Annotated in this window: 14 protein-coding genes; 6 read left to right on the top strand and 8 right to left on the bottom strand. The window is 68.4% G+C overall.

Features of this window, described 5'->3' with window-relative positions; all coding sequences use genetic code 11:
* A partial coding sequence (locus ACFOLG_RS15310; protein ID WP_386093367.1) for a retention module-containing protein occupies window positions 1-1,753 on the bottom strand: 1,753 nt, incomplete at its 3' end.
* A gap of 200 nt (window positions 1,754-1,953) precedes the next feature.
* Window positions 1,954-2,523, bottom strand: coding sequence for a TIGR02466 family protein (locus tag ACFOLG_RS15305; RefSeq protein ID WP_386093365.1), 570 nt, complete (start codon window positions 2,521-2,523; stop codon window positions 1,954-1,956).
* 420 nt (window positions 2,524-2,943) lie between these two features.
* Between ACFOLG_RS15305 and ACFOLG_RS15300 the strand changes: the two genes are divergently transcribed.
* The 5 genes from ACFOLG_RS15300 (at window position 2,944) to ACFOLG_RS15280 (ending at window position 10,301) form a co-directional block, all read left to right on the top strand.
* A complete protein-coding gene (locus ACFOLG_RS15300; RefSeq protein WP_386093363.1) occupies window positions 2,944-4,785 on the top strand; it encodes an autotransporter family protein in 1,842 nt (613 codons plus the stop codon).
* 64 nt (window positions 4,786-4,849) lie between these two features.
* Window positions 4,850-6,679, top strand: coding sequence for an ATP-binding protein (locus tag ACFOLG_RS15295; protein WP_386093362.1), 1,830 nt, complete (start codon window positions 4,850-4,852; stop codon window positions 6,677-6,679).
* Window positions 6,676-8,379, top strand: coding sequence for a hypothetical protein (locus ACFOLG_RS15290; RefSeq protein ID WP_386093360.1), 1,704 nt, complete (start codon window positions 6,676-6,678; stop codon window positions 8,377-8,379). Before ACFOLG_RS15295 ends, ACFOLG_RS15290 begins: the two co-directional genes overlap by 4 nt.
* Window positions 8,376-9,239 carry an alpha/beta hydrolase gene (locus ACFOLG_RS15285; RefSeq protein WP_386093358.1) on the top strand — a complete coding sequence of 288 codons (864 nt, stop codon included), beginning with the start codon at window positions 8,376-8,378 and terminating at the stop codon, window positions 9,237-9,239. The genes ACFOLG_RS15290 and ACFOLG_RS15285 overlap by 4 nt, the downstream gene beginning before the upstream one ends.
* A 162-nt stretch (window positions 9,240-9,401) precedes the next feature.
* Window positions 9,402-10,301: a DMT family transporter gene (locus tag ACFOLG_RS15280; RefSeq protein WP_386093357.1), complete on the top strand. Its 900-nt coding sequence runs from the start codon at window positions 9,402-9,404 to the stop codon at window positions 10,299-10,301.
* Window positions 10,302-10,328: 27 nt separating this feature from the next.
* Here the strand turns inward: ACFOLG_RS15280 and ACFOLG_RS15275 are convergent, their stop codons facing one another.
* From ACFOLG_RS15275 to lgt, 6 genes are all read right to left on the bottom strand, one after another.
* Window positions 10,329-11,234, bottom strand: coding sequence for a LysR family transcriptional regulator (locus ACFOLG_RS15275; protein WP_386093355.1), 906 nt, complete (start codon window positions 11,232-11,234; stop codon window positions 10,329-10,331).
* Window positions 11,235-11,425: 191 nt separating this feature from the next.
* Entirely contained in the window at window positions 11,426-13,027 is a 1,602-nt protein-coding gene (locus tag ACFOLG_RS15270) for a PhnE/PtxC family ABC transporter permease (RefSeq protein ID WP_386093353.1), read from the bottom strand.
* Window positions 13,021-13,815, bottom strand: a complete 795-nt coding sequence (locus ACFOLG_RS15265) for a phosphonate ABC transporter ATP-binding protein (protein WP_386093351.1) — start codon at window positions 13,813-13,815, stop codon at window positions 13,021-13,023. Before ACFOLG_RS15265 ends, ACFOLG_RS15270 begins: the two co-directional genes overlap by 7 nt.
* On the bottom strand, window positions 13,812-14,657 hold the full coding sequence (locus ACFOLG_RS15260) for a putative selenate ABC transporter substrate-binding protein (RefSeq protein WP_386093349.1): 846 nt from the start codon (window positions 14,655-14,657) through the stop codon (window positions 13,812-13,814). The genes ACFOLG_RS15265 and ACFOLG_RS15260 overlap by 4 nt, the downstream gene beginning before the upstream one ends.
* 170 nt (window positions 14,658-14,827) lie before the next feature.
* Window positions 14,828-15,181 (bottom strand): hypothetical protein, encoded by a 354-nt coding sequence (locus ACFOLG_RS15255; protein WP_386093347.1) that lies wholly within the window; start codon window positions 15,179-15,181, stop codon window positions 14,828-14,830.
* A 5-nt stretch (window positions 15,182-15,186) separates the two neighbouring features.
* Window positions 15,187-15,987 (bottom strand): prolipoprotein diacylglyceryl transferase, encoded by an 801-nt coding sequence (gene lgt, locus ACFOLG_RS15250; RefSeq protein ID WP_386093345.1) that lies wholly within the window; start codon window positions 15,985-15,987, stop codon window positions 15,187-15,189.
* 232 nt (window positions 15,988-16,219) lie between these two features.
* Between lgt and ilvD the strand changes: the two genes are divergently transcribed.
* Complete coding sequence (ilvD, locus tag ACFOLG_RS15245) at window positions 16,220-18,076, top strand: dihydroxy-acid dehydratase (RefSeq protein ID WP_386093343.1); 1,857 nt, start codon at window positions 16,220-16,222, stop codon at window positions 18,074-18,076.
* The last annotated feature ends 81 nt before the right edge of the window (window positions 18,077-18,157 follow it).

Raw genomic sequence — 18,157 nt, 5'->3', positions numbered from 1 at the left:
TGTGCAGGGTGAACACCGCATCGTTGCCTTCCGGCACGGTGATGTCGCCGGTTTCGGCATCGCTCACGAACTGGATGGTCGGTACATCGTTGTCGACGATGGTGGCGGTGGCGGCATCGCTGTAGTCGCTGCCATTGCTGCTCAGGGTAGCGGACAGGCCGAAGGTCTCGTCGGCCTCGTCGAAGCTGTCATTCACCGTGGTAGTGCTGATCAGCAGGGTGTGGTCGCCCTGGGTCAGGCCGGTGATGGCGCCGGTATAGGCGGTCCAGGTGGCGCCGCCATCGGTGCTGTACTGGAAGTTCAAGCGACTGTAGTCGGCCGGGCTGGCGGCAGAACCATCGGCCATGGTCAGCACCAGCGAGCTGCCGTCGGCGGCGCCGGTGATGTGCAGGGTGAATACCGCGTCGTTGCCTTCCGGCACGGAGATGTCGCCGGTTTCGGCATCGCTCACGAACTGGATGGTCGGCACATCGTTGTCGACGATGGTGGCGGTGGCGGCATCGCTGTAGTTGGTGCCATTGCTGCTCAGGGTCGCGGACAGGCCGAAGGTCTCGTTGGCCTCGTCGAAGCCGTCATCCACGGTGGTGGTGCTGATCAGCAGGGTGTGGTCGCCCTGGGTCAGGCCGGTGATGGCGCCGGTATAGGCGGTCCAGGTGGCGCCGCCATCGGTGCTGTACTGGAAGTTCAAGCGACTGTAGTCGGCCGGGCTGGCGGCAGAACCATCGGCCATGGTCAGCACCAGCGAGCTGCCGTCGGCGGCGCCGGTGATGTGCAGGGTGAATACCGCGTCGTTGCCTTCCGGCACGGAGATGTCGCCGGTTTCGGCATCGCTCACGAACTGGATGGTCGGCACATCGTTGTCGACGATGGTGGCGGTGGCGCCATCACTGTAATTCACGCCATTGCTGGTCAGCGTGGCGCCCAAGCCGAAGGTTTCGTTCTGTTCGTCAACATTGTCACTGACGGTGGTGGTGCGTACCTGCAGCAAGGAGTCGCCGGCTGCAATCGCAATGCTGCCACTGTAGGTGGTCCAGGTAGCGCCGCCATCGGTGCTGTACTGGAAGGTGCCGCTGCTGTAATCGGCAGGCGAGAGCGCCGTGCCGTCTGCGAAGGTGAGCACCAGGGTGCTGCCAGCGGCGGCATTGGTGATATTGACGCCAAAGACCGCATCTTTGCCTTCATCGATGAGGATATCGCCAACGGCGGTACCGGCCGCACCCACTTCAATCGTCGGAGTCGGGGTCAGGTTGCTGGTGCCGGCATCGGTCGGGGTGGCCGCGGTGGTGTCCAGCGCCAGATCCAGTGTGGCGGAGGTGATGCCCTCGGAAATGCGGCCAAGGATGATGTAGCTGTTGCCGCCATCTTCCGCCCCGCCGGCGGCCCCGCCCAGACCGGCCGCGGTGGCCTCCAGCTGCGTCAGCGGATCAAGCCCGTTGTTGAGCTGTGCCAGTACTTGCTGGGCTTCCGGCTGCAGTGGTGCCAGGGCGGCGTCGGTGGCATCGGTGGCGCTGGCTTGCGCGGTGCCGAAGACATCGTCGGTGATGGTCAGGTCACGTGCTTCTGCAATGCGAACGATGTCGCCATTGGCAGACTGCATCTCGATGTAGGCATCCTGGGGAATGATCAGGCGGGTGCCGCTGGCAACAATCTCGCCCAGTTGCACGGTGTGCTGCGAGCCATCGGGCATGATGGCGATGATCTTGCCAGTAAGAGCGACAACTTTACCTTGGGCGATGTTGGGTGCGGCAGCCATGATCGATTCTCCACGTGAGATAGGACTAGTAGTCATCACTCTAGAAGTGGCGCCAGGGTGTTCTTATTGTACCGATGGGCTACTGCCCTTCAGGGCAATGCCAATGTGCTTTTTAGGTTTTTTATGAATTGCAAAATGCTTAAACGGTGATTTTTCTGTGGCGTTATATCCACATGTGGTAGCCGGGGGCGACGCGGCACTCAGCCGGTCAGCACCGCATTAATGGGAATAGAGATACGCGTGTCGTTGGCCGCATGTGCCTCGACGCCGTGTTCCAGCCAGTTGGGAAACACCACCAGCTGCCCGGCTTCCGGGGCGATGGAAATTTCGCTGCCGGCATTGGGGCGCAGCGTGCCTTGCCACGGCGATAGCAGGGCGCCGGGCCGAGGGTCGCGCAGCACGATGTGGCCGCTGCCGGCGGGTACTTTCAGGTAATAGCAGGCACTGAGCAGGGCGCCGGCATGGTTGTGGAAGGTGTTGTAGCCGCCAAAGTCATGCACATTGGCCCAGGCGTGCAGCTGGTAGCGGTGCTGCGGCGGCCCCATCTCGGCAAAGATGTGATCGAACACCGCGCGGACGGCCTCGGCCAGCGGCTGGAATGCCGGCTCCTGCAACAGGGTCTGCGCGCTGTTCCAGCCCATGCGGTTGGAGCGGCCTTCCGGCTTGGGGGTCTGCTGCCGCCAGCTCTCGATTTGTGCGATCCACTGCGGCCGCTGCGCTTCCAGATGCGGCAGGCCGACACTCCAGACCCGAGTAGGAAACAAATCCATATGTGAAACGCTTAGCTGTTGCATGGTGAGCTTTTTTTAAATATTTGCTAATAAATACGGTCGGGCGTCATGTTGCCGGGTTATTCCTGTACCGGCTGTGCCTTGTCGCTAGCAGCGTTGCCGTATCAGCGCTGGCGCGCCTGCTGGGTAAATAATGCCACAGCCATTTAAATAACTGTCTGGCGCATGGTCGAATGTATTTTCAATTATTACTTATGTAATCACAATGTCGTGACTTACTCCAAAACGAGAATAATGATGACACGTTCGCACTTCACCAGTCTTGCCGACTCCCGTTCGCATTGCGGCCAACCTGGCAGCAAACACAAACCGCTGGTACTTGCGACCGTGGCTGCGTGCTTTGCACTGGCAGCAACCAGCGCTCAGGCCAGCGTGTGCAATAACACCGTCAGCACCGCCTTGACCACGACCCAGACGCTGAGCAACTGCCCGCTGACCGTCACCTCCGCAGGCTCCATCGATGTGTCGGGCAGCACGGCCGTCTCGGTGAGCACTGAAAGTAGTATTTCTACTTCCCTTAGCAACAGCGGCCGCATCACCGGTAGCACCGCCATCTATGTGCAGGATACCTCGGGTACTTATAACACCCAGATCAACAACTACAGCACTGGCGTGATTGTCGGGCAGAGCTATGCCGTCAACCGTGCTAGCGGTAGTCCGGCGCAGGCCACCTATATCGAGAACGCTGGTCAGCTCGTTGGCTCTATCGTGGCTACCGATCTGTTCAATGCCTATGGCGGTGTGGTCACCCTGAAAACCAATGTGGATCGCAACGACATCCGCAACAGCGGTACCGCCGGTAGTGCCATGTTGACCGGTAACTTCACCCAGGAGTCCGGTGCCACGCTACGCGTTGCCATCGTGTCGACTAGTGACGAAGGCAGCTACAGCCGCCTGTATGCCGCCAGCGCTAGCCTGAACGGCACGCTGGATGTGGATGTGAAGGCCGACAGTGGCCTGAGTCTGAGTTCCGGCATGAGCTCGTTCGACATCATTCACACCACGGCCGGCAGCATCAACGGCACCTTCTCCCAGATTACCGACAACAGCGCGCTGTTCGACTTTACCCAGCGCGTGGTGACGCTGAACAGCAACTCCAATACCCAGGCGCTGTACATCGACGCCGTGCGCGCGCTGACCGTTGAGCAGGCCGCCCGCGACAACAGCAACTTCCCGGGCCTGGGCGCGGCACAGGTGCTGGATTCCGGCGCTGCCGGCCTGCAAGAGGTGGTGGATGCGCTGGGCCAGCTGGCGACCGAGCAGGAAGTCTCCGACGCGGTGTCGCAAACCCTGCCGCTGCATGCGGGTGCCACTACTACCGCCACACAGGATGCGCTGTCCAGCGTGAACCAGATCGTGCAGGCGCGTATCGAGGGCAATACCGGCCTGTCGGCGGGCGATGCGGTATATAGCGACCGCTACGCGTGGGTAAAACCGTTCGGCTCCTGGGCCGAGCAGAACGACCGTGATGGCGTGGCTGGTTACGATGCCCGTACCTACGGCCTGACCCTGGGCGCGGATGGCGCACTGTCGTCCAAGCTGCGCCTGGGCGGGGCACTGGCCTACGCCAATATCAATATCGACAGCAAGTCCAGCGTGGCGCCGCAAAGCAGCGAAGTGGACGTCTACCAGCTGGTGGGCTACGGCAGCTACAGCCTGGATGAGCGCACCAACCTGAACTTCCAGGCCGATATCGGTCAGGGTCGTACCCACGGCGAGCGCCACATCGCGCTGACCCAGTCGACGGCTACTGCCGCCTACAACAGCCTCACCGCGCACGCCGGTGTCGGCCTGGGCCGCAGCTATGCGCTGAACGACAGCACCAGCTTCACCCCGGCGCTGCGTGCCGACTACACCTGGATCAAGGACAAGGCCTACAGCGAGAGCGGTGCCGGTGCGCTGAACCTGCAGGTGCAGGGCCGCGAGTCGGATGCGCTGGTGCTGGCGGTGGAAGGCAAGCTGAACAAGACGCTGGACAGCGGTACCCAGCTGCAGGCCAACCTGGGCGTCGGCTACGACACCCTGAACGAGAAGTCGTCCATCGTGTCCGCCTTTGCCGGCGCACCGAGTGCGGCCTTCGTCACCTACGGCGCCGATACCAGCCCGTGGCAGGTGCGCGGCGGTTTCGGCCTGACCCACAAGCTGGCCAACGGCGTGGAACTGACCGGCCGTTACGACGCGATGTACAAGACGGACTTCCTCAATCAGACAGTGTCGGTCAAACTGCGCTGGATGTTCTGAGTCCCTTCTTTAACTGTCACCAAGCATGGCAGCGGGCAACCCGCTGCCATTTTTTCTTGTCGCCATGGCCGCTATCGTCGAACTGAGCTGTTCCCCCGCGCCGGGTCATTTCCACGGCCTGTCGCAAGCGCTGGCCAGCCTGCGCCTGCAGCCCGCCGCGCTGGCGGCCAACCCTGACTGGCCGGCGGTGGATGCCTGGCTGGCGGCCGCCTTCCAGCTGGCGCCCTGCGCCTGCGTGGCGGCGGATGCGGTGCCGCTGGCCAGCCCGGCGGTGCAATGGAGCTGGCGCGTGCTGCAGTTGGCCGCACAGCTGCAGCGGCTGGCCCGGCTGCCGGTGTTCCTGCCCGGCCGCCTGCTACAGCTGCAAACCGCGGCAGCTGGCGGCGAGCAGGTCACCGCCGCCGTGGTGCAGCTGCCGCAGTTGGCCGCGGACGAGCTGCGCCGCTGCTACCAGGCGGCCGCCATCGTGCTGGACGGCTTTCTCGCCACGCCGGCGCAGTTTGCCCAGCCGGAAGCCCTGCACCGCCAGCTGGAGGCGACGCTGATCGGCCCGCTGAGCCGGCGCCATCCGCTGGATTACACCACCTTCAGCCTGCTGGCCTGCGCGCACGCGGCCAAGGTGCCGTGGCTGCCGCTGGGCGGCGGCATCTACCAGCTGGGCTGGGGCGCGCAGGCGCGCGTGCTGCAGGGCGCGGGGGTGGAGCGTGATGCCATGCTCGGCATCCAGCTGGGCGGCAACAAGGCGCTGACCCGGCAATGGCTGGCCAGTGCCGGCCTGCCGGTGGCGCCGCAGCGGCAGCTCGCCAGCGCGGCCGACGCGGAGCAGGCGCTGGCCGAACTGGGCGCCCCGCTGGTGATCAAGCCGGCGGGCAGCGTGGGCGGGCAGGGGGTGACGCTGGCAGTGGCGACCGCCGCCGCGGCGCGGGCCGGCTATGCCCACGCCGCGGCGCTGGGGGCCGGGGTGCTGGCCGAGCGCCAGATCGCCGGCGACACCCATCATCTGCAACTGGTGGACGGCGAGCTGCTGTGCGCCGTGCGGCGGCGGCCCGCCGGCCTGCTGGCGGACGGCGTGCACAGCATCCGCCAGCTGTTGGCTGCCGAGAACCAACGGCGCCAGCGCGAGCTGCTGTGGCAGCGCCTGCCGCCGCTGCCCGACGACGCGCTGGCCACGGCCTGCCTGGCACAGCAGGGGCACGACTGGCAGGCGGTACCCGCCGCCGGCAGCCAGCTGTGGCTGCGGCCGCTGCCCAGCAACCAGGAAGGCTCGCAGGACGATGACCTGACGGCGCAGATCCACCCGGACAATACCGCGCTGGCGTGCCGCGCCGTCCGCCGGCTGGGGCTGAGCATGGCCGGGGTGGACATCCTCTCCCGCGACATCAGCGTGTCGTGGCAGCAGAACGGCGCGGTGGTGCTGGAAGTCAACCATGCGCCGCAGCTGGGCAGCAGTGCGCTATACCAGCGCTACCTGCCGGCCATGTTGCAGCGGTTGCTGCCCGGCGGCGGCCGCGTGCCGCTGGAAGTGTTCGTCGGCGATGCCGCCGCGCTGGCGGCGGCGCGCCAGCGGCAGGCAGAGTTGGCCGCCAGTGGCGTGGCCTGCTTTGTCTGCAGCGATGAACTATGCCTCGATCCGCAGGGCCAGCCGCTGCCCTTGGCGCTCGACGGCAGCTTTGCGCGCGTGCCGGCGCTGCTGCGCCAGCCGCAGCTGCAGGCCCTGCTGGTGGTACTGCAGCGCGACGACTGGCTGGCCAGTGGCCTGCCGGTGGCTGCGATCTCGCGGCTGCAGTGGCTAAACGACAACATCGCCAGCCAGCGGGGCGACACGCCGGCAGCGTGCGGCCAACTACGGCAGCTGCTGCAGCTGCACCTGGCCGCGGACGGGGAACAGCCATGACGCAGCTTGCCACGCCGGCACAGGGCCGGCCCGGCAACCAGGGGGCGACGCTGCTGACGCTGCAGCTGCCAGCCCTGCCCATCACGCTGGACTGGGCGGCGCTGGACGGCTGGCTGCAGGCCTGGCTGGAGCAGCCCTTTGCCGAGGCGGCCGGCCCGCTGCCCCCGGCCGCCGACCGGCTGGCGGCACGCATCGCCGCCGCCACCGGCGCCGTGCTGCGCGGCTGTTGCATCCCGCTGGCGGGCGCGCCGGCGCTCGCCGCCGGCAGCACGGCGGTGGCGGACGGCTGGCACTGCACGCTGCAGTTTGCCGTGCCGGACGGCGTGGCGGCCGCGCCGCTGCAGCTGGCCGCCGCCGCCTGCCGCCACTGGCTGTTGCAGCTGGCCACCCGGCCGCCGTCCGGCGATGCCGTGCAGCCGTTTTTCGACTACCTCAGTCGGGAACTGCTGCCACAGCTGTTGCCGCATGCCATCGCTGCGCCCTCCAGCATGGCGCTGCTGCAGGCGGCCACTGCGGCCAACGTGCCGTGGCGGCACGAAGGCAACGGCGTGTTCCAGCTGGGCTGGGGCGCCCGGCTGCGGCACGCGTTCACCAGCCGGCTGGACAGCGATTCGTCGATCGGCATCCGCGTGGCGGGCAACAAGCAGCTGAGCGCGCAATGGCTGCAGGCGGCCGGGCTGCCGGCGGCGCGGCACCTGCCGGCCGGCAACCCGCAAGAGGCGCTGGCCGCGGCCCGGCAGCTGGGGTGGCCGCTGGTGATCAAGCCGCTGGCGCGCGACCGCGGCGAAGGCGTCAGCGTCAATCTGCGCGACGACGCGGCGCTGTTGGCCGCCTTTAGCGACGGCAGCCGCTTCGGCCTGCCGCTGCTGGTGGAGCAACAAGTGGCCGGCGATTGCCACCGCCTGCTGGTGGTGGCCGGCGAGGTGATGTACATCGTCAAGCGCCTGCCGGTGGCGGTGCAGGGCGATGGCCGTAGCAGCATCCGCGCTCTGATCGACGCCGCTAACCAGCGGGCGCGGCAGCTGCCGCCGTGGCGCCGGCTGCCGCCGCTGCTGGCCGATGCCGCCAGCGCGGCCTGCCTGCACGCCGCCGGCTGGCAGCTGGAGGCGGTGCCGCCCGCCGGGCAATGGCTGGCGCTGCGCGACATCGAATCCAGCGCCGACGGCGGCCGCGACGAGGACATGCTGGCCTGCGCCCATGCCGACAACCTGGCGCTGGCGGTGCGGGCGGCGGCGCTGTTCGGGCTGGAGATGGCCGGCATCGACCTGATCACCCCCGACATCCGCCAGCCGTGGCATCGCAACGGCGCCATCATCAACGAGGTGAACGCGGCGCCGGCGCTGGGCGCCAGCGAAAGCTCGCTGCTGGCGATGCCGCGGCTGCTGCAGCGGCTGTTCCCGCGCGGCGGGCGCATTCCGCTGGAAGTGTTTGTCGGCGGCGAGCGGGCGCTGGCCGCGGCGCGGCAGCGGCGCGAGCAGCTGGCCCGCGACGGGCTGGCCTGCTACCTGGCCAGCGCGCAGCAGTGCGAGGATGCCGCCGGCCAGCCGCATCCGCTGCTGGCGGCCAACTGGTACCAGCGCTGCCTGGCGCTGCTGAACGACCGCAGCGTGGCGGCCCTGGTGCTGGCGATCAGCGCGCAGGAATGGCAACAGGCGGCGCTGCCGCTGGACCGGGTAGACCGGGTGGAGCACATCGCATGAATCCGCAACGATACGGCCGGGCGCTGCTGGCCAGCGCCTGGCTGGGCCTGCTGGCCGGTTGCGTACAGGTGCCGGACCTGGCGCAGCGCAGCCACACGGCCGACGCACTGGCGACGGCGCGCGGCTGGCAGGCAACCAGCCTGCACAGCGACAGCTTCCGCCTGCGAGCCTACCTGCCGGCGGCACCGGCGGCGGCCGAGGTGCTGACCGTGTACCTGGAAGGCGACGGCCTGGCCTGGCTGGGTGCCAGCACGCCGTCGGACGATCCCACCCCCATCAACCCGCTGGCACTGCAGCTGGCGCTGCAGGACCGCCAGCCGGCCGCCTACCTGGCGCGCCCCTGCCAGTACGAGTCGACGGACCAGGCGCCATGCCGGCAGGCGTACTGGACGCGGCTGCGTTTTGCGCCGGAGGTGGTGCAGGCCAGCAGCCAGGCGCTGGACCAGCTCAAGCAGCGCTTCCGCGCGCAGCGCCTGCTGCTGGTCGGCTATTCCGGCGGCGGCACGCTGGCGGCGCTGCTGGCGGCCCGGCGCCAGGACGTGGCCGGGCTGATCACCGTGGCGGCCAGCCTGGATCACCGGGCGTGGGCGCAGGACAAGCAGCTGTCCGCGCTGAGCGGCTCGCTGAACCCGGGGGACGACTGGCAGGTGCTGCAATGGCTGCCGCAGCGGCATTACGTCGGCGGCCAGGACAGCCAGGTGGGACGCGTGCCGGCCGATGCCTACGCCGCGCGCTTCCCGCCCGCGCGGCGGCCGCAGGTGGTGGCGCTGCCGGGCTTCGATCACCACTGCTGCTGGCTGCAGCAGTGGCCGGCGCTGAAGCAGGAGGCGTTGGCGCACTGGCAGCTGCCCGGTATGTAAGGTTGGCCGCAGCAATGGCGCCTGGCCGGGCACGCGCTGACCGCGGCTGCCGGCCAGCCGGCATTGATAGCCTGCGCATATCACAGCGCTAGGTGGAAAGTATTTCACGCGCGCCGCGCCAGGCGCCAGCATGGCGGCTGTCCGTTTGCAGAAAGCCGCGCCGTGAAAACCGTGCTGTCCAACCCCGCCCGCCGTGGCGTCATGTTTGCCTTCCTCGCCGCCTTCGGTTTTTCCTTCAAGGCCATCTTCGTCAAGCTGGCCTATGCCGCGGCGCCGGTCGATGCCGTCACGCTGCTGACACTGCGCATGGGGCTGTGCCTGCCGTTCGTGCTGCTGGCGGCGCGGCCGGTGCTGCGCGGCATGGCCAGGCCCAGGGGGCGGGAAGTCGCGCTGCTGCTGGCGCTGGGGGTGGCCGGTTATTACGGTTCCAGCATGCTGGATTTCTACGGCCTGCAGTACATCTCCGCCGGGCTGGAGCGGCTGATCCTGTTCACCTACCCGACGCTCACCATCCTGATCGGCATCCTGTGCCTGGGCAAGAAGGCCGAGCGCGGCATCGTGCTGGCGGCCCTGCTGTCCTATGCCGGCATCGCGGTGGCCTTCGTGCACGACCTGGGCCACAGCGCCGACGTGTCGCGGGTGTTCATCGGCGCCGGCTTCGTGTTTGCCTGCGCGCTGCTGTACGCGCTGTACAGCGCCGGCTCGGAGCTGGCCATCCGCCAGCTGGGCGCGATGCGTTTTTCGCTGCTGGCGATCCTGGTGGCCACCGCCGCCGTCCTGCTGCATTTCGTGCTGGCGCGGCCGTGGCAGGCGCTGGTGCTGCCGCTGCCGGTGTATGGCTACGGCGTGGGCATGGCGCTGTTTTCCACCATCCTGCCGATCTTCTGGCAGTCCGCCGCCATCCGCCACATCGGCGCCGCGCGCTCGGTGCTGATCGGCATGCTGGGGCCGGTGCTGACCATCTTCTTCGGCTGGTGGCTGCTGGATGAGCCGCTGTCGCTGCCGCAGCTGGCCGGCACGCTGCTGGTGATCGCCGGCGTGCTGCTGGCCAGCCGGCGCTGAACGCTCGTCGCCAAACGTTGGCCGCAGCTAATCGCCGGCCACCGCGCTGCCGCGCAGCGTGGCGAGCACCGCGTCGAGCAGGTGGTTGTGGCGCTGCGTGTGCCAGGCCATGGCGGTGGTCACCAGCTGCAGCGCGTCGGCCAGCGGCCGGATCACCACGCTGGCCGGCGCGGTGTGCTGCACCGACGCCGGCACCAGCGCCACGCCCTGATTGCAGCCGACAAAGGCGATCTGCGACGTCACCGAGCGCACCTCGTGCAGGATGCGCGGCGAAAATCCGCTGCTGTGGCAGGCGGCGGTCAGCCGGTCGAAGGAGATCGGGCTGACCTTGCGCGCGAACATGATGAAATCCTCGCCGGCCAGATCGCGCAGCGCCAGCTGCGGCCTGCTGCACAGCGCATGCGTGGCCGGCAGCGCCACCGCCAGCGGCTCCTCGCGCAGCGGCAGCACGCCGATGTGCGCGCCCAGCTCGCCTTCCAGCCGCGCAAACGCCAGGTCGATGTCGCCGCTGTGCAGCGCCGGCAGCGCCTCATAGCTGTCGATCTCCTTCACCGCCACCGTCAGCCCCGGGTGCTGCTGCTTGATCTGCGCGATCAGCCCCGGCAGCACCTCTAGGATCGCCGAGCTGATCGCGCCGATGGTGAGGGTGCCGATCTGCCCGGCCGCCGCCTCGCGTACCGCCAGCTCCAGGCTTTCCAGCTGCTCGGCGAATTTGCGCATCGCCGGCAGGATCGCCTGTCCCACCGCCGTCAGCTGCGCGCCACGGCGCGAGCGCTCGAACAGCTTCACCTTCAGCGCCTGCTCCAGAATCTGGATCTGCTCGGTCAGCGGCGGTTGCGACATGCCCAGGCGCTTGGCGGCGCGGCCGAAATGCTGCTCCTCGGCAACGGCGAGAAACAGCCACAGGTGGCGGATGAGGCGAAAATTGATCATGGTATTGATAGTCTGCGCGTATCACCGCGCTGGTAATGACAGGGTGGACATATGGCACTGTAGGCGGCGCGGCGGCGGCGCACAAGCGTTGAGCGGGCGCGTGGCGACGCCGGCAGCGGCCAGGCTGGCGTGCCAGCGGCAAAAACCTGCGGCCAACCTTTGCCCAAGGTTGGCCGCAGGTTTTTCGATGCCTACTCCAGCCCGCGCCGCAGCCGGCGGCTGAGGCCCTCCACCCCCCAGGACAGCAGCAGCATGGCCACGATCAGCGTGGCGGCGTTGTGCAGCTGGAACAGCGACAGCGCCAGATACAGCTGCTGGCCCAGGCCGCCGGCACCGACCAGCCCGAGCATGGCGGCGATGCGGATATTGTTCTCCCAGCGGTACAGGCTGTAGGCGATCCACTGCGGCAGCGCCTGCGGCAGCAGGCCGTAGGCCAGGCGAGCGGCGGGTGGGGCGCCGCTGAGCAGCAGCGCCTGCTCCGGCTCCGGCGGCAGGTTTTCCAGCGTCTGGGCGAACAGCCGGCCCAGCACGCCGCTGGTGTGCAGCGCCAGCGCCAGCACGCCGGCGGCCGGGCCCAGGCTCAGCGCCAGTACGGCGATGGCGCCCCACAGCAGGTCCGGCGTGCCGCGCAGGAAGTTCAGCAGCAGCCGCACCGGCAGACGCAGCCAGCGCGGGCCGCGGTTGCTGGCCGGCAAGGCCAGCAGCGCGCCGCCGAGGAAGGCCAGCGCGGTGCCCAGCGCCGATTGCGCCAGCGTTTCCAGCATGCCGTGGCCGACCTGCAGCAGGAAGGCCGGCGCCAGGTTGGGGTGCAGCAGCTCGCCGCCGAAGCGCAGCACGCCGCCGACATCGAACGGGTTGCCCTGCCATTGCGGCCACAGCCACAAGAACGCGGCGCCCTGCAGCGCCAGAAAGCCGCCCGCCAGCAGCAGGCCGCCACGGCGGCTTTCCACCGCCAGCCGCGCCAGCCGGCTCACCGTCTCGGTCAGCGCCACCAGCAGCACGAATACCAGCAGCAGCGCGCCCACTTCGCCGCCATCCAGCATGCGGATGGCGGTGTCCAGCAGCAGGCCCAGGCCGCCGGCGCCGACGAAGCCCATCACCGCCGAGGCGCGGATCGCGCATTCCCAGCGATACACGCTGTAGCTGATCAGCTCGTGCGCCGCCTGCGGCAGCAGGGCGTAGCCAAAGATGGTCAGCCGGCCGGCGCCGCTGGTGGCCAGCGCCGCCGCCGGTTCGCGCGGCTGCGCTTCCAGAATCTCGGCGTACACCTTGCCCAGCATGCCGCCGTAGGCCAGGCCCAGCGCCAGCACGCCGGGCAGGCTGCCGAGGCCGGCGGCGCGCACCAGGAGCAGCGCCCATACCAGATCCGGCACGCCGCGCAGCAGCACCAGCAGCGCGCGCAGGCTGTGCTGCAGCAGGCGCCAGGGGCGGGAGACGGCATCGCCGCACAGCGTGTCGCGATCCAGCGCGCGGCTGGTGAACAGCGCCGCCGGCAGACCGAGCAGCATCGCCAGCAGTGTGCCGGTGCTGGCGATGGCCAGCGTGGTGACGGTTTCGCGCAGCAGGCTGGCGAGGAAGTCCGGCTGTTGGCTGGGCGGGAAGAACTGGCCGACAAAGCCGCCGAGGGTGGCCAGGGTGGCCGGGTCCAGCAGCAGGCGCGGGTCGAAGCCGGTGTAGGCCATGGCGGCCAGCAGCAGCAGCGGGGCGGCGACGAGCCAGCCCAGCCGTGCGGCCAACCTTGGGTCGCGCGCGGTGTTGGCGCCGGGGGGCTGTCTGCTGCCCGGGTTCAGCATGGTGCGACGCGCGGCAGGTTGGCCGCCGGGCTGTCATCCGGCGCGGGCGGGGTGTCGCCGGCATACAGCGCCGCCAGCAGCTCGGGGCTGACTTGCTCGCGCGGCAGGTCGAACATTACCCGCCCTGCGCGCAGGCCGATCAGGCGCGGGAAGTGCGCCAGCGCCAGCTCCACCGAGTGCAGGCTCACCAGCAGGGTGGCGCGGCGCGCGGCGGCATCGCGGCACAGCAGTGCCACGGTGTCGTCGGCCAGGCGCGGGTCCAGCGCCGCTACCGGCTCGTCGGCCAGCAGCAGCTCCGGCGCCTGGTACAGCACGCGGGCGATGCCGACGCGCTGGCGCTGGCCGCCGGACAGGCGGTCGCCGCGCTGCCACAGTTTGTCGGCCAGCTGCAGCTGCGCCAGCGCGGCGCGGATGGCGGCCACATCCTGCGGCCACAGCAGGCGGCGCAATGCGGCCAACGTTGACATGCGGCCCAGGCGGCCGGCGCCCACGGCGGTAACCACGCGTTGCAGCGCCGGCAGCGGCGCGTGCTGGTACACGCTGCCGATGCGGCTGCGCAGGCGGCGCAGCGCGGCGGCATCCAGCTGCCACGGTTCGGTATCCAGCAGCCGCACGCTGCCGCTGTCGGCGCGGTAGCGGGTGGCGGCCAGCAGCAGCAGGCTGGACTTGCCGGCGCCGGACGGGCCGATCAGCGCCGCCTGCTCACCCTGCGCCAGGCGCAGGGTGATGCCGTCGAGAATGCGCTGGCCGCGCAGCGACAGTGTCGCTTCGCTCAGCGCCAGGCTCATTGCAGCAGGCCGGCGGCCTTGGCGGCAGCTTCGATGCCCTCGTAGTTCTCCGCCTTGGTGGCGATGAACTTGCTGGCGCGCTGCAGCTCCATGATGGCCTTGTACTCCGGCTTGCTGTCGTCCAGCTTCAGGAACGCGGCCTGGATGCGTTGCTGCAGCTTCTTGTCCATGCTGCCGCGCACGGTCCAGTTGTAGTCGTAGAAGGTGGGGGTGGTGCCCAGCAGGCGCACCTTGCTCTGGTCGATCTTGCCGGCTTCCACCAGCTTGTCCCACACCGAGGCGTTCAGCACGCCGCCTTCCACCTTGCCGGAGGCGACCCAGGCCACGGTGGCGTCATGCGCGCCGGAGTAGCCGACGGTCTTGAAGTAGCTTTCCGGCTGCATGCCCTGCTTCTGCAGGAAGTAGCGCGGCATCAGGTGGCCGGAGGTGGAGGAGGCGGAACCGAAGGCGAAGCGCTTGCCTTTCAGATCCTGCAGGGTCTTGATGCCGGCTTCCACGCTGCCGATGTACTTGGCGGTGAACTTGGCATCCTCGGCGCGCTGCACCAGCGGCACTACCTTGCCGCGCTGGCTGGCCTGCACGAAGGTGAAGCCGCCCAGCCACGCCATGTCGATCTGGTCGGCGGTAAGGGCGGTGACCACGCCGGCGTAGTCGGTTACCGGCACGAACTGCACTTTCATGCCCAGTTCTTTTTCCAGGTAGCTGCCCAGCGGTGCGAACTTGCGCTGCAGTTCGGTGGGGGCTTCGTCCGGGATGGCGGACACTTTCAGGATGGCATCGGCGGCGCCGGCCACGGCGGAGACGGCCAGCAGCAGGCTGGCCAGGGCGATCTTGGCTTTCATGTTCAGGCTTTCGGCTAGGCGGACTCAAGGCCGCGTGCGTTCAATGGGCGCCTGCGGCCAACGTTGGCCGCAACTGCCCAAACAAAAATGCAGCCTGGCGACTGCATTGTTTGGTCTGGTGGCGGACGATAAGCCGCCGGCGCGCATTTTAGCGTAAAAGCCCCGGGTTTTCAGTCCACGCGGCGATAGGCCCAGCCGCGCGCCTGCAGGCAGCTGCGGTACAAGTCGTCGCGCGACCGGGCGTTGACATCGTAGGCCTCGGTTTCCGGCCAGTCCCACAGGCCGCCGTCCAGCCAGCAGGAGCTGTGGCTATAGGCGCCGGGCGGGCAGTGCCAGCGCGGGCCGATGTAGCGCGGCGGCAGCGTGCGCTGGCGGATGTCGGGGGGAAACGCCGCGGCCGCTTCCTGCCGGCACTGGTAGCTGTCGCTGTCGAAACTCCTGCTGCCGTCCGCGTGGCGCCACTGGTAGTGGGCGCAGCCGGCCAGCAGCAGGGCGGCGAGCAGGGAGAGGAGACGGGTGTGCATGCGGTTTAGACCGCGCTGCGCCCCGCGCGGTTGCCGAACCAGACGAACAGCGCCGCGCCGGCGACGATCATCGGCAGGCTCAGCCACTGGCCCATGCTGATCACGTCGGACTGGCCGAAGATGCCGGCGTCCGGGGTGCGGAAGTATTCGGCGACGAAGCGGAAGAAACCGTAGCCGGCGAGGAACAGCGCCGACACCTGGCCCACCGGGCGCCGCTTGGCGGAGAACAGCCACAGGATGACGAACAGCGTCAGCCCTTCCAGCAGCGCCTGGTACAGCTGCGACGGGTGGCGCGGCAGCAGGTCCACCTGCGGGAACACCATCGCCCACGGCAGCTCGGCCGGGGCTACGCGGCCCCACAGCTCGCCGTTGATGAAGTTGCCGATGCGGCCGGCGGCCAGGCCGGTGGGCACCAGCGGCGCCACAAAGTCGCTGATCTGCCAGAAGCTCGCGCCCTTCTTGCGGGCGAACAGCGCCATGGCCACCAGCACGCCGATGAAGCCGCCGTGAAAGCTCATGCCGCCTTTCCACACCATCAGGATCTCGGTCGGGTGCGACAGGTAGTAGCCCGGCTGGTAGAACAGCACCTCGCCCAGGCGGCCACCGGCTACCACGCCGATCACCGCCCAGGTCAGGAAATCGTCCAGATCCTTGCTGCGCCAGATGCCGTCCGGCTGCTGGCGGATGCGGTAATTGCCCAGCAGCAGGAACAGCACGAAGCCGAGAAGGTACATCAGGCCGTACCAGTGCACGGCCAGCGGGCCCAGGTGGATGGCGACGGGGTCGAACTGAGGATGGATCAGCATTTGTCAGTTATGTGCGTTTGCGGTAAAAGAGGACGATAAGACGCGGATTATACGGAAAGCGTCCGGCAGCGTGGCGTCACAACCATGACAGCCTGCTGCATACAGAAACTGCCGCTACCCGGAAGTTCCTGTCAGCCGCTCGCCAGAAGCCGGCACCCGGACGCTGCACAGCTTGCACGCTGCGGCCAACCTTGGCCGCGGGACAAAGATTCAGAGACATTAAGGATTCACCATGCCCCAGTACCGTTCCAAAACCTCGACCGCCGGCCGCAACATGGCTGGCGCCCGCGCGCTGTGGCGCGCCACCGGCATGAAGGACGAGGATTTCCAGAAGCCCATCATCGCCATTGCCAACAGCTTCACCCAGTTCGTGCCCGGCCACGTGCATCTGCACAATATGGGCCAGCTGGTGGCGCGCGAGATCGAAAAAGCCGGCGGCGTGGCCAAGGAATTCAACACCATCGCCGTGGACGACGGCATCGCCATGGGCCACGGCGGCATGCTGTACAGCCTGCCCAGCCGCGACCTGATCGCCGACAGCGTGGAATACATGGTCAATGCGCACTGTGCCGACGCGCTGGTGTGCATCTCCAACTGCGACAAGATCACCCCCGGCATGCTGATGGCGGCCATGCGCCTGAACATCCCGGTGGTGTTCGTGTCCGGTGGCCCGATGGAGGCCGGCAAGGTGCAATGGGGCAACGACATCCGCAAGCTCGACCTGGTCGATGCCATGGTGGAAGCGGCCAACAGCGCGGTATCGGACGAGGACGTGGAGCGCGTCGAGCGTTCCGCCTGCCCGACCTGCGGCTCCTGCTCCGGCATGTTCACCGCCAACTCGATGAACTGCCTCACCGAGGCGCTGGGTCTGTCCCTGCCGGGCAACGGCAGCCTGGTGGCCACCCACGCCGACCGCAAGGAGCTGTTCCTGCGCGCCGGCCGCCTGATCGTGGAGATCACCAAGCGCCATTACGAGCAGGAGGATTACTCCATCCTGCCGCGCAGCATCGCCACCAAGCAGGCGTTCGAGAACGCCATGAGCCTGGACGTGGCGATGGGCGGCTCCACCAACACCGTGCTGCACCTGCTGGCGGCGGCCAACGAAGCCGGCGTCGATTTCAAGATGACCGACATCGACCGCATCTCGCGCAGCGTGCCGTGCCTGTCCAAGGTGGCGCCGGCCACCCAGAAGTACCACATGGAAGACGTGCACCGCGCCGGCGGCGTGGTGGCGATCCTGGCCGAGCTGGACCGCGCCGGACTGATCCACCGCGACGTGCCCACCGTGCACAGCCCGACGCTGGGCGCCGGGCTGGAAGCCTGGGACATCATGCGCCACGGCGAAGACAGTACCGCGCAGCGCTTCTACCGCGCCGCGCCGGGCGGGGTGCCGACCACCATCGCCTTCAGCCAGAGCATGCGCTACCCGACGGTGGACAACGACCGTGCCGACGGCTGCATCCGCGACAAGGCCAATGCCTACTCGCAGGACGGCGGCCTGGCGGTGCTGTACGGCAACATCGCCGAGCGCGGCTGTATCGTGAAGACCGCCGGTGTCGATGACTCGATTCTGAAATTCACTGGCCGTGCGCGCATCTTCGAAAGCCAGGACGCCTCGGTGGCGGCCATTCTGGCCGACCAGATCGTGGCCGGCGACATCGTCATCATCCGCTACGAAGGCCCGAAAGGCGGCCCGGGCATGCAGGAGATGCTGTACCCGACCAGCTACCTGAAGTCCAAGGGCCTGGGCAAGGCCTGCGCACTGCTCACCGATGGCCGCTTCTCCGGCGGTACCTCCGGCCTGTCTATCGGCCACGTGTCGCCGGAAGCCGCCGAGGGCGGCGCCATCGGCCTGGTGGAAGAGGGCGATACCGTGGAGATCGACATCCCCAACCGTCGCATCCACCTGGCAGTGAGCGCGGAAACGTTGGCCGCACGCCGCGCCGCGATGGAAGCCAAGGGCCGCGATGCCTGGAAGCCGCTGGGCCGCGAGCGCGTGGTCAGCCCGGCGCTGCGCGCCTACGCCGCGATGACCACCAGTGCCGACACCGGCGCGGTGCGCGACGTGTCGCAGGTAGAGCGCAAGTAAGGCTTGCGGCCAACCTTGGCCGCAGCAAAGCAAACGGCAGCCGCTCTGGCTGCCGTTTTTGTTTTTGCTGCCGGCAAGGCG

Source organism: Vogesella facilis (assembly GCF_042648525.1).
In the GTDB taxonomy this organism is placed as follows: Bacteria; Pseudomonadota; Gammaproteobacteria; order Burkholderiales; family Chromobacteriaceae; genus Vogesella; species Vogesella facilis.
This window is presented reverse-complemented; position numbering and strand designations above follow the sequence as displayed.

What these genes read in the sequence shown, in the direction of transcription:
- ACFOLG_RS15275 (WP_386093355.1), bottom strand. Translation starts at nt 11,234, where the DNA reads ATGATCAATTTTCGCCTCATCCGCCACCTGTGGCTGTTTCTCGCCGTT.
- ACFOLG_RS15260 (WP_386093349.1), bottom strand. Translation starts at nt 14,657, where the DNA reads ATGAAAGCCAAGATCGCCCTGGCCAGCCTGCTGCTGGCCGTCTCCGCC.
- ilvD (WP_386093343.1), top strand. Translation starts at nt 16,220, where the DNA reads ATGCCCCAGTACCGTTCCAAAACCTCGACCGCCGGCCGCAACATGGCT.
- ACFOLG_RS15305 (WP_386093365.1), bottom strand. Translation starts at nt 2,523, where the DNA reads ATGGATTTGTTTCCTACTCGGGTCTGGAGTGTCGGCCTGCCGCATCTG.
- ACFOLG_RS15265 (WP_386093351.1), bottom strand. Translation starts at nt 13,815, where the DNA reads ATGAGCCTGGCGCTGAGCGAAGCGACACTGTCGCTGCGCGGCCAGCGC.
- ACFOLG_RS15290 (WP_386093360.1), top strand. Translation starts at nt 6,676, where the DNA reads ATGACGCAGCTTGCCACGCCGGCACAGGGCCGGCCCGGCAACCAGGGG.
- ACFOLG_RS15270 (WP_386093353.1), bottom strand. Translation starts at nt 13,027, where the DNA reads ATGCTGAACCCGGGCAGCAGACAGCCCCCCGGCGCCAACACCGCGCGC.
- ACFOLG_RS15255 (WP_386093347.1), bottom strand. Translation starts at nt 15,181, where the DNA reads ATGCACACCCGTCTCCTCTCCCTGCTCGCCGCCCTGCTGCTGGCCGGC.
- ACFOLG_RS15295 (WP_386093362.1), top strand. Translation starts at nt 4,850, where the DNA reads ATGGCCGCTATCGTCGAACTGAGCTGTTCCCCCGCGCCGGGTCATTTC.
- ACFOLG_RS15285 (WP_386093358.1), top strand. Translation starts at nt 8,376, where the DNA reads ATGAATCCGCAACGATACGGCCGGGCGCTGCTGGCCAGCGCCTGGCTG.
- lgt (WP_386093345.1), bottom strand. Translation starts at nt 15,987, where the DNA reads ATGCTGATCCATCCTCAGTTCGACCCCGTCGCCATCCACCTGGGCCCG.